Origin of the sequence: Veillonella sp. 3913, assembly GCF_003992235.1 — a bacterium.
GTDB lineage: Bacteria > Bacillota > Negativicutes > Veillonellales > Veillonellaceae > F0422.
The window spans coordinates 332,504-345,787 of sequence record NZ_RQVF01000002.1 but is presented as its reverse complement, the minus strand read 5'-3'; the positions used below and the strand labels follow the sequence as shown (position 1 = coordinate 345,787).

Genomic DNA, 13,284 nt, shown 5'->3' with positions numbered 1-13,284 from the left:
TATGTTGACAGTTGAAAATTTGCGCTTTTCCTATGTACCGGGACAAGATATTATGAAAGATGTAACTTTTACCATAGGAGATGGAGAATTCATTACATTAGGTGGCCGTAATGGGTGTGGTAAAACAACGGTAACTCGTTTATTAGTGGGTTTGGAAACACCCGTAGAAGGTAAGATTTCTTACGACGGCCAAGATATTACGAATATGCCTACCTCTGAAAGAGGACGTTTTATTGGCTATGTATTTCAACAGCCAGATCGTCAAATGTTCCGCCAGACTGTGGCAGAAGAGGTGGCATTTGGTCCTGAACAATTGGGATACGACAAAGCAACGGTAGACCGCATCGTACAAGATGCTCTAGAACGAGTAGGTATTTCCCATTTAGCAGAATCCTATCCATTAGGCTTACGCCGTGGAGAAAAGCAACGAGTAGCGATTGCCTCAGCGTTAGCGATGCAGTCTAAACTGTTGATTCTTGACGAACCTACTAGTGGACAAGATGGAACAGAAACAAAAGGTTTACTTGTGTTGTTACAAGAATTGCAAGCCCAAGGTTTGACCATATTACTCATTACCCATGATATGGAAATTATGGCAGAATATTCTACACGAGTGATCATTATGGGATATGGCACAAAAGCCTTCGATGGATCCCCGGAAGAATTATTTACAAGCCGTGAGGACTTGTTGGAACTTGGTTTGACAAAACCACCGAGTGTAGTGCTTAGTGAAACGGTACCAGACTTAGGGTATTGCAAATCGATGAAAGAGTTTGAACTGCGCTATGCAGAGTATGTGAAAGGATAGGAGGAGACCGATGAAATTTGTACCATTAACAAAAATTTGGGCAACAATCTTCGTGTCCATCTTAGCCATTGCTATGAAAACTCCGGAACTATTGTTAGCATTATTTGGAGTAGAATTGCTGGTAATGCTGATTGGTGGTATCTTGTTGCGTCAATGGAAAGCATTATTCGCCTTAATCGGGTTTTCTGCGTTCTTAGGTATTGTACAGTATTTGGGTAGCTGGTCCGTGGACTCTGCGATTGTGACAGCATTGCGCATGTTGACAATGACCACTATCTTTATGATGCTCATCGTAACCACAAAAACACAAGATTTAACAGTGGCTCTTGTGCAACAATGTCGCATCCCCTATGCGTATGCCTTTATGTTTACAGCGGCCCTACGCTTTGTACCAGATTTTTTACGTGAAAGTAAAGCGGTGCAAGAAGCACAGGCCTGTCGGGGCATGTCGTTAGAAGGGAATTGGCTGACGAAGATAAAATCTTACATGACGGTCATTCAACCGTTGATGCTGAAATCATTGAGCCGTTCGGAGACAATGGCATTGTCCTTGGAACTTCGAGGTTTTGGAAATCAGCAACATACATTTATGCGGAAAGTTAGCTTGCAAGCAGTGGATTATGTGGCAGTTCTTGTTATGTTGGGAGCGACCCTTGTGACGCTATACACCTTGTGGGGCGTCACTAGTTCCGCTATATAGCCTGTGGCGTTCTTAACTGAATAGGGCAAAGGGAAGAGCACGGTATACCCCCTCTCAAACGGTATTTTATAATGTTTGTTCGGGGGTACACCGTGCTCTTCTTGCGTTTGTGTGATTTAGGTAGTTAAGGGAACGCCACAAGGCTACTACTCGTAACTGCATTCCTTAGGGAAAAAGAGGGCTGTTTATTTTGTTATAGTTTATAACTATGCAAATTTAGCATAGAGAGATCTATGGTTATATTTGACGTCCTATTTGCATCTAAGATATACTAATATTATAGGATATAGAAATATATCGATATAAAAGATAAGTTTCGTTTATTGAGGAGCATACTATGAATAAAGTAATGAAACAATTAGCGTTAGCAGTTGTGGTAGGTGCAGGTTTATTTGCAGTGGCTGTGCCAACACAAGCGGATTTCAGTAAATATACACCGGTACAAGCGCAAGCAGCAATTAGCTATGATCGTGCGGTGGAAATTTTTAAGGCACAATATCCAGATTATCAAATTAAAGATGTTGATTTTGATGTGGACTATGATCGCCCTCATTATGAAATTGAAGGCTTCCGTGGATATGAAGAAGTTGATGTAAAAATTGATGCGGCTACAGGTGAGATTTATCGCGTGAAATATGATCGTGACTAAGTCGTCTCTTGTTTTGCTATGCAGCCTGTGCCGTTCGTAATTGAATAAGATAAAGGGAAGACCGTAACACCCCCCTTCTCAAACTATACAGTGGTTATGTTTGTTCAGGGGTATGTTACGGTCTTCTTGTGTTTGTATGATTTAGGTAATAAGAATGCCACAAGGATGCTACGCTTAACTGCGTTCCTCAAGGGAGGGATCATTTGTAAATTTGTGCTTTGCTTAGTTTGTTTTTTTGTGTGGCACTAACATAAATAAAACAATACGAATATATTATGCTATAATGTAAATATGAAGGGTCAACAACGTGAGTTGGGCTCATCTCTTCCTATTGTAGGAGGAGGTGATACTATGACTAAGTATGAAAAAATCGCTTTGATTATTTCTATTTTAAGTCTAGTAGTTGATATCATTGCCTTATATAAATAGGTAATGAAAACGCCTAACGCAAAGAGGTTTCGCCGACCTCAACACGTTAGGCACATCAGTTTTGCTTATTTGAGATGAGTCTAACGCCACTACACGTTGATGACTCTTCTTTTGTTATCTATAGTATATCATATATTTAGAATATATGACAATCGTTTTGAGCTTGGTTATACAGTTTCTGGTGGTGGCATATATAAATTTGCATTTTACTGGGGTTGCTTAGGAAATGTCGCATTTACTTTGGTTGAGCTAAGTTTTTAATAATAACTTTCAAAATTATTCTGCAAGTACTTGAAATGGACATGGCTGTTAGTGCTATAATAGAATGAGGTAAGTTCGTGCAGGGGTTGAAAGGAGAATTGATGGATTATAAAGTAGCAGCTTCTTTTTGGACAGAGAAGGATAAAACTGCAAGAAAGATGGACCCACGTGAATTGCATGTTGAGATTGTTGATTTTTTGAAAGCCCATCATACGTGTGCTTTGTCGACGCATAGTGAAACTGGTGTCCGTTGCACTCCATTATCGTATACTGTGCATGGTGGATACATTGATATTTTCTCTGAAGGTGGTGAGAAATTCTTTCACTTAGAAGAAGATAAAAACGTATCTCTTACTGTGTTCGATCCTTATGAGGGTCCGGGTACGGCAAAGAGTGTTCAGATTCAAGGTGTAGCAACGGTGCTAGGCCCTGATGATGAAGAGTATGCTAAGGTACTAACAGAAATTGGTATGGAAAAATTATTAGACCGTGATGATGCATTGTATTTGATTCGTGTGAAATCGAATGAGATTGTTTACTTGAATGGTTCTTTGCGAGCACGTGGCTATTATATTCGCCAAGTCTTGGCGAGATAGGGTAGATTCTTTTTGCACATCTGCGTCAAGTATGATATAATAAATAAAGACCGCCGTTAGAGGTTTCATCTAACGGCGGTCTTTATTTTAGAAATGGAGACAACAATTAATGAATATACAACGTATCTTACTGAGTGCGCTATTAGGAGCAACGTTAGTAGTGACGGCTGCTTGTGGTACTGACGCAGCTCAGCAAGCAAAATCTGAAGTAGGGAAAGAAGTGAAAGTAGAAACAAAAATGCCTAGCTTTGATGCGACGCCAATCGCTGATGAATATGCTACGATTCATACGAATAAAGGCGATATCAAAGTGCGTCTGTATGGTAGTAAGGCCCCTATTACTGTGAAAAACTTTAAAAGTTTATTTGAGCAAGGATATTACAATAATTTAACTTTTCACCGTGTTATCGATGGATTCATGATCCAAGGTGGAGATAATAAAAAAGGTGGTCCTGGATATACAATTCCTGATGAAGTAAGCAATGATTTACACTTTAATAAAATGGGGATCTTGGCGATGGCTAATGCAGGCCCTAATACAGGGAATGCTCAGTTCTTTATTACAGTGGCACCAACCCCATGGCTAGATAACAAACACACTATCTTTGGAGTGGTTGTACAGGGTATGGATGTGGTAGAAGCGATCAGTCGTGTGCCGAGAGATAAACGGGATACTCCAAAAGAACCAGTGGTGATTCAGTCTGTTGATTTAGCACCAATTCCAGCTGGTGAATAAGATGGAAGAAAAATTTTACACCTATATGGTACGCTGTGCAGATGGCTCTCTATATACGGGATGGACTACGGATTTAGAAAAACGTATACGAGCTCATAATGGTGAAATTAAAGGGGGCGCCAAGTATACACGAAGTCGAAGACCAGTCACTTTAGTATGGAGTACAGCTTTCAGTAGAAAGCAAGATGCTCAATCCATGGAACAGCAAGTAAAGCGCATGGAACGGGCCCAAAAAGATGCCCTCATTGCGGCAAATTGTGATATAATGAAATGATACAGATAGTGCGTGAATACGAGAGGAGGAATGCTAATGAAACGAGTCATTGTGTCCGTGAAAAGTACGCAACGTGATGCGGATGGAGAAGATACGGTGGTGGAATTAGTATCCTCTGGTAAGTATTATGAAACAGCCTTGGCGAAACATATCATTTATGATGAAAGTGAAGTCACTGGTTTGGGGAATACAAAAACAACCATTAAAGCCTATAAGGATTCGGTGGTACTCCTAAGAACTGGTGAATTTTCTATGCGCCATGAATATCAATTAGGAAAAACTAATATTGCTAGCTTAGAAACCCCATATGGGGCGGTAGAACTAGCTATGTTAACCCATGAATTAGACATAGATTTGAAAGATGGCAAGGGCCATATTTGTTTAGGATATGATATCTCTGTTGGTGGTGAATGGCAATTTTACAACCAATTGTATGTAGAGATTCGGGAGGATGTACATTATGGACATGAAAGAAGTTTTGAAAGCAGCCATTAAGGATGCTTTGCAGATAGCTCTAGAACAAGGAGAATTACCAGAAGGTGCCTATCCAGAAGCACATTTGGAAGTGCCACCGCAGAAAGAATTTGGCGATTTTTCTACGAATATTGCTATGCAATCTGCACGGATAGCGAAATCCAACCCACGTGCTATTGCGGAAACGATCATTTCCCATATGAATTATGATTGGTTAACGCGCGCAGAAGTAGCAGGTGCGGGATTTATTAATTTCTTCCTAGCCTCTGATGTGATTTACGATACTTTAAAAAATATATTAACAGCTGGTGAAACATACGGTAATGCACCACTTCGTGAAGAAGATACTGTGCAAATCGAGTATGTTAGTGCAAACCCAACTGGTTTGTTACATGTAGGCCATGGTCGTGGTGCTGCCTATGGTAGTGCCTTGGTAAATTTAATGCGTGCAGCTGGATATAATGTGTTTGCTGAATATTACATTAATGATGCAGGTAAGCAAATCGATAACTTAGCGGCCTCTGTGAATGCTCGTTATTTAGAACTATTAGATATGAAACATGAGTTCCCTGAGTCTGGCTATCGTGGTCAAGATGTCATCGATACAGCGCAGGAATTGATTAACTGGAGAGGCGATTTCTTTGCAGTACTTCCAGAAGAAGAGCGTGTTCCATTCTTTAAAGAATTTGCTTTAACAGAAAAATTAAATGGATTACGCAAAACATTACGTAATTTCCGCGTAGGGTTTGATCGTTGGTTTAGCGAACGTAGTTTGCATAAAAGCGGTGAGATTCGCACATTGGTGAATCAGTTATTAGAATCTGGCGGAATGTATGAAAAAGATGGGGCTTACTGGTTGGCATCTATGCAATATGGAGATGACAAAGACCGTGTAGTTATCCGTGATAATGGAGAGCCAACATACTTAGCCGCAGATATTGCGTACCACAAAGATAAATACGAACGTGGTTACAAACAATTAATTAACATTTGGGGTGCTGACCATCATGGTTATATTGCTCGTGTAAAAGCAGCGATGGAAGCGCTTGGGTTCAATCCAGATAAGTTAGAAGTTCTGTTATTACAAATGGTATTTTTATACCGTGATGGGGAACTTGTAAAAATGTCCAAACGTACTGGTGAAACCATAACTTTGGATGAATTGATTGAAGACGTAGGAGTGGATGCAGCAAGATACTTCTTCTTGATGCGCTCCTTAGATAGTCAATTGGACTTCGATATCAACTTGGCATCCTCTAAATCTAACGACAATCCAGTGTACTATATCCAGTATGCACATGCTCGTATTCATAGTATTTTTGGGCAAGTAAAAGAAGCAGGTATTGCCTATGGTGACTGGGCAAATACATCTTTCACAGCATTGCAAAGTGAACAAGAAGTGGAATTGATTAAAAAATTAGCGGCTTATCCAGAAGAAATTCAACTATCTGCTAATAATAAAGCGCCACATCGTATCGCTAAATACTTGTACGATGTAGCAAGTCTATTCCATTCCTTCTATAAACAAGGTCGTATCATGGGCGTTGAACCAGAATTGCAACAAGCTCGATTAGGCTTGATTACGGCAACAGCACATGTATTACAACATGGTCTTGGTATCTTAGGTATTTCTGCTCCTGAAAAAATGTAATCAGAAGCGCATAATTTATTAGGGAGGCATCATGTCAACAAAGTATATTTTCGTAACAGGTGGCGTCGTATCATCATTAGGTAAAGGCATTACTGCAGCATCCTTGGGACGTTTGTTGAAAAACCGTGGATATAAGGTGACAATTCAAAAATTTGATCCATATATTAATATTGACCCAGGTACAATGAGTCCCTATCAACATGGTGAAGTGTTCGTCACTGACGACGGTGCAGAAACTGACCTAGATTTAGGCCACTATGAACGTTTCATCGACATTAACTTAGGTAAAACATCCAATATTACAGCTGGTAAAGTGTATTGGTCTGTGATCAATAAAGAACGTAAAGGTGAATATCTTGGCTCTACTGTGCAAGTTATCCCTCACATTACGAATGAAATCAAAAATGCTGTGTTCCGTGTAGGTAAAGAAGACAATGCTGATGTGGTGATTACAGAAATCGGCGGTACTGTAGGTGATATTGAAAGCTTACCGTTCTTGGAAGCTATCCGCCAAGTGAAAAAAGAAGTGAACCGTGATGATGTGTTATATATCCACGTAACATTGGTACCATACATTAGTGCAGCTGGTGAGTTGAAAACAAAACCAACACAACATAGCGTAAAAGAACTTCGTGGCATCGGTATTCAACCAGATATCATTGTATGCCGTACGGAAAAAGAAATTTCCCGTGAAATGAAAGATAAATTGGCATTATTCTGTGACGTGGATCCAGATGCTATCGTGGAAAACCGCACTTGCAGCACGATCTATGAAGTGCCTTTGATGATGCAAGATGAAGGATTAGACAGCATTGTTGTACGCAAATTGAACCTAGAAGATCGTCCTGCAGATATGACAGAATGGAAAGAAATGGTTCATAAAATCTTACATCCTAAACAAGAAATTACCATCGCTCTTGTTGGTAAATACGTAGCATTACATGATGCGTACATTTCTGTAGCCGAAGCATTGGGTCATGCAGGTATCGTAGAAGATACAAAAGTGAACATTAAATGGGTTGATTCTGAAGCGGTAGAAGCTGAAGGTACTGATTTAGCCGAAGTATATAAAGATGTAGATGGTATCTTAGTACCAGGCGGTTTTGGTTGCCGTGGTGTAGAAGGTAAAATTTCGACCATCCAATATGCTCGTGAGCACAAAGTGCCGTTCCTTGGCATTTGCTTGGGCATGCAAACATCTGTGATGGAATTTGCTCGTTCCGTTTTAGATATGAAAGGCGCTACTTCCACAGAATTTGATGAAAGTTGCCAGTTCCCTGTCATCGACTTAATGGATGACCAAGTAGATGTAGATGAAAAAGGCGGTACAATGCGTCTTGGCGTATATCCATGTAAAACAGTACCTGGTACAAAAGTACATGAAGCATACGGCGAAGACTTGATTTACGAGCGCCATCGTCATCGTTGGGAATTCAACAATGCCTATCGTCAACAATTGACAGATGCAGGCTTGATTATCTCTGGTACATCCCCTGATAATCGTCTAGTAGAATGCGTTGAAGTAGCTGATCATCCTTGGTTCGTAGGCGTACAATTCCACCCAGAATTGAAATCTCGTCCAAACAATGCACATCCATTGTTCAAAGGATTTGTGAAAGCGGCCATTGAGAATAAAAAATAAGACATAGTGAGTATGTAACATAGAAAGGACTGTAACAGAATACAATAGATTCTGGGTGCAGTCCTTTTTAGTTAGTGTGAGATGAGGGAGAGAAGATATGGATATTATTGATTTATCTACAGATGAACAACTTTCTATATTATTAAAGCCGATCATAGCTTCTTTACAAGAGGCTGGTGGTAGCTTAACACGAACACAATTGAAAGATAGTATTTGTGAAAAAGATGATGATATTGCTGCTTATGCAGAAATTATACGCAGTTCTAAGAAAACAGGAAATACCTATAAACCATTTAATTTTAAATTTAACTTTGCTATAACAGAACTTATATTAGTAGGTATTATTATATATGGAAAATCAAAAAAAGAAATACAATTAACAGAAAAAGGAGTGCAAATCAATTTAGATTTATTTGATATATACCAAGAAGTTCGTATTCCTGCAAGTATGTATTGGGAAGAAAAAGCACGAGAAAGAGCAAAGTTAAAAGAGCAAAAAGGAATTGATAAAAAAGGGGCTACTAACTCTGAACTATCTATTGATATAGAAGATAATCATGATGATGAAGAGTCTATTGGAGATATTAATGAAGGAAATATTCTTGATGATGTAAACGTAAAGTTGCAAGAGGCTATTAAAAATATGTCTCCAGCTAAGTTTGAACAATTTTCTAGATTATTGTTAACCAAGATGGGAATTACTTTTACCAATAAAGGAATTTCGATTTCAAATGATGGTGGTATCGATGGATATGGCTATCATATGAGCGATGATTTCAGAACCACTCGTGTTGTGATTCAATGTAAACGCTATACTGTAAATCCGGTGGGAGAACCAGATATCAATCAATTTTTAGGAGCTATGAATAAATTCCAAGCAGATTATGGTGTATTTATTACAAGTAGTCGATTCACAACAAAGGCTAGAGAAGCAGCACGTGAAGGTAGTCCTATTACGCTAATAGATGGCGATGATCTTGTAGAACTAATTATAAAATATGAATTATTTGTGACGCCTGTTACAACATATATCTTAGAAGATTTTTATCGGAATGATGAATGTTAAATAGATTCTTCTATTCATAAATAAGGAAGAATCACCGTATTTTATATGTGTACTTATTTCTAAAAGCATATATAAATATAAGAGAAAAGAGTGATATAATATGAAAAAATTCAGAAAACATGATTATCCGATTTTACGAGATAGGAAAGAAATAGATATAGATGCGATCAATGAAATCCCTAAATTAACTTTGGTTCAAATGGAAGAATTAAAAGAATTGAAGTGTAGATGGGAAGAAAAGGCTAGTGAGTATAGATTAGAGGACAATTCTATTGATTTATTTTGTATCAATATTTCAGAAATACAATTAATGGCTCAACAAGGAGATGCACAGGCACAATTTTTATTAGGGCAAAGTTATGAATATGGAGATGATGTAGATGAGAATATTGATTTAGCTTATAAGTGGTATGTATCCGCTGCAGAAAAAAATCATATTACGGCTATGTCATGCTTGGGTGATTTATTGTATATGAATACAAACTATGAGATGGATATATATAGAGCTTTACAATGGTATATTCCGGCAGCTACTTTGGGAGATGCATATTCTCGATATATAATTGGTAATATATTTTTTTATGGTGAAGGTGTAGAACAAGATTATCGCGAAGCTTTACATTGGTATATTGGTATAATTGATAGTAAAGAAGACGATTGTTATCAAAGTAGTGCTCTTGAAAAAATAATGGAAATATATTATAAGGGGCTAGGTGTTAAAAAAGATGTAGAAAAAGCATTGTTTTATCATGAAATATATGCTAATTGCGGTCATCATTCTGAGAAAAAATATATTGCAGATATGTATTATGAAGGGATAGAAGTTCCGAGACAAGCGGAGAAATATATCCCTTTATACGAGGAAATGAGTGAGTTTGAGGATGGTGAAGCAGAATATAGACTTGCAGATATTTACTATCATGGTATTGGAGTTAAGGCTGATGAAAAAAAGGCCTTAGATTGGTATGAACGAGCCTTTTTTGATAGTACAAATCGAATAAAAGGGCATATATTTTTAGAAGGTAAAAGTAAAAATATAAAGTCTGAATTTACTTCTTTTGTAGAAATGTTTGAGTACTATAATAGTAAAGCTAATAGTGGTGAAGCAAAAGCACAATATCGTTTGTCAGGACTTTACTATCATGGATATGGTCCATCAGTAGATACAGATTTAGGATATACATGGTTGCTAACAGCTGCTGAAAATGGTGATATAGATGCTTAATATGAATTGGCAGAAAGATATCATTACGGTGAAGGCGTGGAAGAAAGTTTAGATATTGCGTTTCAATGGTATATGAAGGCGGCTGAACAAGGAGATGAGATGGCACAGTTTCAAATAGGTGAATTTTATTATCATGGGGATGGAACGGTTGTGCCTATTGATTATGAAAAAGCTATATTTTGGTATAGGAAAGTATCAAATTTAGAAATTGCTGAGTTTAGAATACATGATATTTTTGAGGAAAGAAATAGGTGATTAAAAGTATTACTTATGGAGTACATGATATAGTCACTCTATTGTTTTTTATCTCAAACAATGCTATACTTAAGACATAAATAAGAAGAGCCGTCAACGTGTGCAGGCGTTAGGCTCATCTCAAGCTAGAAAAAATGATGCCTAACGTATAGAGGGTGCGAACCTCTTTCGTTAGGCTTCATCATTAATTATTTAAACAAATCAATGATTTGTACTATTAGCTTTAAAATCAAAATCAATACATTGATTTTTCTAAAAAACTTTTTCATAGTACCACCTCCTCCTATAGAGTAGGAAGAGATGAGCCCAACGCACGTTGAAGACTCTTCTGCAATTTCATTATAGCAGAAGTTATTCGTATTGTGTATATGCCGAAAATAAAAAACACATTAGTCTATTGACAAGCGACTCGAAATACTATAGAATAGTCTTCAGTTACATAAAGCAAATGCGATGAACAGGTATAAAGATATAGTTAGTTGCTTTCAGAGAGCTACTGGTTGGTGTGAAGTAGTAGAACGGTTATATTGAAACTCCCCTGTGAGCAGCGATGGTGAAATCAAGTAGTCATCGACGGTAGTTCCGTTATAACTGTGAGAACCAACTAGGGTGGGACCGTGTTATTGAAATGATAATGCCCCTTGATGTGCACTGCACATTGAGGGGCTTTTTTGTATCATAGGTTGATTAGTGTTTCTTACATTTTACGATGAGATCTGTATAAGGTATACAGTACAAGTAGACTCTATTAGAATGTTCTGATAGTTGTAAGTATAGCTTACTAGCAGTAGAATATGCGGTTGGTTGTGAACAAACCGCTACACAAGATAGAGAAAAATCTGCGATGTAGTACTACTAGAACTATAGTATGTAAAATGTAAAAACCTCTATGAAACCAATACGCTACATATAACGCCCCTAGGGATGCATAGTCATCTCTGGGGGCGATTTTTTATTTTTAGAAAGAGGAATCATCATGGACAACAGAATTTATTTTTTTGATACTACACTACGTGATGGGGAACAAACACCAGGTGTGTCCCTTCAAACACCAGAAAAAGTAGAAATTGCACAAGCTCTTGTACGCCTTGGATTAGATGTTATAGAAGCGGGGTTCCCAGCTGCATCGGAAGGTGACTTTGAGGCGGTATCTACGATTGCTAGAGAAGTGCGTGGATGTACAATCGCAGCCCTTGCTCGATCCAACGAAAATGACGTGACAAAAGCAGCAGAGGCGCTAGCTAGTGCAGAGCGCAGTCGTCTTCATGTGTTTATCGCTACAAGCGATATTCACCTAGAATACAAATTAAAGAAAACTCGTGAAGAAGTGTTAGACATTGTGAAACACATCCTTGAGTTTGCCAAAGGTAAATTTGATGAAATCGAGTTCTCCGCAGAAGATGCATCTCGTACAGATTTAGACTATCTATGCCGTGTCTTTGAAGTGGCTATCGAAGGTGGAGCTTCTATCTTGAATGTGCCAGATACAGTAGGGTATATGACTCCAGAAGAGTTTGGCAATCGTATTCACTACATTAAAGAAAATACGAAAGGCATCGAAAAAGCAATCATCAGTGTACATTGTCACAATGACTTAGGTCTTGCGAATGCCAATACGTTGGCAGCTATCGAAGCTGGGGCTCGTCAAGTAGAATGTACTATGAATGGCTTAGGAGAACGAGCTGGTAATGTGGCTATCGAAGAAGTAGTAATGGCCATTAAAACACGTCATGACCACTATCCATTTGATGTACATATCAACACACCACTATTTACTCGTACTAGTAAATTGGTGAGCAAACTTTGCGGAGTTGCCGTATCTCCTAATAAAGCTATCGTCGGAGCGAATGCCTTCGCTCATGAGTCTGGTATTCATCAACATGGTATGTTGAATAATCCAACTACCTATGAAATCATGACACCAGCTAGTGTAGGGGCAGAAAAAACGTCTATCGTATTAGGTAAACATTCTGGTCGTCATGCCTTTGAAGATCATCTAGTGAATTTAGGCTTTCAGTTAGAAGAAGAACGAGTGAATGAGCTATTTGTGCAGTTTAAAGCCTTAGCAGATAAGAAAAAACAAGTTTACGATGAAGATATCTACGCTTTGGTGATGGATACTATGCATCACGAACAAGCATTTCACGTGGTACAACACGATTACCATTCCGATCAAAATGGATACGTTCTTGCTAGCATTCGTGTATTAACACCGAGTGGGGAACGCATGGATGCCGCTGTTGGTGATGGTCCAGTAGATGCTTCTTTCAGAGCTATCGAACGGTTAGTGAACACACCATTTGTATTGGAAGATTTCCAAATCCGTTCCGTAACAGTGGGTAAGGATGCCCTTGGTGAGGCGGTTGTGAAAGTTAACTACAATGGCCGCAGATTCCAAGGCCGTGGGGTGAGCACAGATATCGTAAAATCTAGTGTAAACGCCTATATCAACGCAGTGAATGCCATTTATTTAGCAAAAGAATTAGAACAAGAGTTTGGAAACCAGGAGGGTTAATGT

The 13,284-nt window shown here is 38.5% G+C and carries 14 protein-coding genes and 1 other annotated feature; all 14 genes read left to right on the top strand.

Annotated elements, in window-relative coordinates:
• The first annotated feature begins 1 nt into the window (after nucleotide 1).
• The 14 genes from EO113_RS04695 (at nucleotide 2) to EO113_RS04635 (ending at nucleotide 13,281) form a co-directional block, all read left to right on the top strand.
• On the top strand, nucleotides 2-808 hold the full coding sequence (locus tag EO113_RS04695) for an energy-coupling factor ABC transporter ATP-binding protein (RefSeq protein WP_127135668.1): 807 nt from the start codon (nucleotides 2-4) through the stop codon (nucleotides 806-808).
• A gap of 10 nt (nucleotides 809-818) precedes the next feature.
• Nucleotides 819-1,508 carry an energy-coupling factor transporter transmembrane protein EcfT gene (locus EO113_RS04690; protein WP_127135667.1) on the top strand — a complete coding sequence of 230 codons (690 nt, stop codon included), beginning with the start codon at nucleotides 819-821 and terminating at the stop codon, nucleotides 1,506-1,508.
• A 337-nt stretch (nucleotides 1,509-1,845) separates the two neighbouring features.
• Nucleotides 1,846-2,157 (top strand): PepSY domain-containing protein, encoded by a 312-nt coding sequence (locus tag EO113_RS04685; RefSeq protein WP_127135666.1) that lies wholly within the window; start codon nucleotides 1,846-1,848, stop codon nucleotides 2,155-2,157.
• Between the two features lie 291 nt (nucleotides 2,158-2,448).
• The gene (locus tag EO113_RS08155; RefSeq protein WP_164726323.1) at nucleotides 2,449-2,586 is read left to right on the top strand and encodes a hypothetical protein; all 138 of its coding nucleotides are present in this window, start codon (nucleotides 2,449-2,451) and stop codon (nucleotides 2,584-2,586) included.
• A gap of 338 nt (nucleotides 2,587-2,924) precedes the next feature.
• Nucleotides 2,925-3,443 carry a pyridoxamine 5'-phosphate oxidase family protein gene (locus EO113_RS04680; RefSeq protein ID WP_126940939.1) on the top strand — a complete coding sequence of 173 codons (519 nt, stop codon included), beginning with the start codon at nucleotides 2,925-2,927 and terminating at the stop codon, nucleotides 3,441-3,443.
• A 109-nt stretch (nucleotides 3,444-3,552) separates the two neighbouring features.
• Nucleotides 3,553-4,179: a peptidylprolyl isomerase gene (locus EO113_RS04675; RefSeq protein ID WP_127135665.1), complete on the top strand. Its 627-nt coding sequence runs from the start codon at nucleotides 3,553-3,555 to the stop codon at nucleotides 4,177-4,179.
• Nucleotide 4,180: 1 nt separating this feature from the next.
• Nucleotides 4,181-4,453: a GIY-YIG nuclease family protein gene (locus tag EO113_RS04670; protein WP_009352827.1), complete on the top strand. Its 273-nt coding sequence runs from the start codon at nucleotides 4,181-4,183 to the stop codon at nucleotides 4,451-4,453.
• Nucleotides 4,454-4,489: 36 nt separating this feature from the next.
• Entirely contained in the window at nucleotides 4,490-4,948 is a 459-nt protein-coding gene (locus EO113_RS04665) for a DUF1934 domain-containing protein (protein WP_038144345.1), read from the top strand.
• A complete protein-coding gene (argS, locus tag EO113_RS04660; RefSeq protein ID WP_127135664.1) occupies nucleotides 4,914-6,578 on the top strand; it encodes an arginine--tRNA ligase in 1,665 nt (554 codons plus the stop codon). The genes EO113_RS04665 and argS overlap by 35 nt, the downstream gene beginning before the upstream one ends.
• Before the next feature lie 31 nt (nucleotides 6,579-6,609).
• Nucleotides 6,610-8,220, top strand: coding sequence for a CTP synthase (locus tag EO113_RS04655; protein WP_009352983.1), 1,611 nt, complete (start codon nucleotides 6,610-6,612; stop codon nucleotides 8,218-8,220).
• 97 nt (nucleotides 8,221-8,317) lie between these two features.
• On the top strand, nucleotides 8,318-9,286 hold the full coding sequence (locus tag EO113_RS04650) for a restriction endonuclease (RefSeq protein WP_127135663.1): 969 nt from the start codon (nucleotides 8,318-8,320) through the stop codon (nucleotides 9,284-9,286).
• 100 nt (nucleotides 9,287-9,386) lie between these two features.
• The gene (locus EO113_RS04645) at nucleotides 9,387-10,511 is read left to right on the top strand and encodes an SEL1-like repeat protein (RefSeq protein WP_127135662.1); all 1,125 of its coding nucleotides are present in this window, start codon (nucleotides 9,387-9,389) and stop codon (nucleotides 10,509-10,511) included.
• Nucleotides 10,512-10,517: 6 nt separating this feature from the next.
• On the top strand, nucleotides 10,518-10,766 hold the full coding sequence (locus EO113_RS04640; RefSeq protein ID WP_127135661.1) for a tetratricopeptide repeat protein: 249 nt from the start codon (nucleotides 10,518-10,520) through the stop codon (nucleotides 10,764-10,766).
• Nucleotides 10,767-11,210: 444 nt separating this feature from the next.
• Nucleotides 11,211-11,411: a binding site (T-box leader), on the top strand.
• Between the two features lie 331 nt (nucleotides 11,412-11,742).
• Complete coding sequence (locus EO113_RS04635) at nucleotides 11,743-13,281, top strand: 2-isopropylmalate synthase (RefSeq protein WP_127135660.1); 1,539 nt, start codon at nucleotides 11,743-11,745, stop codon at nucleotides 13,279-13,281.
• Nucleotides 13,282-13,284: the final 3 nt, after the last annotated feature.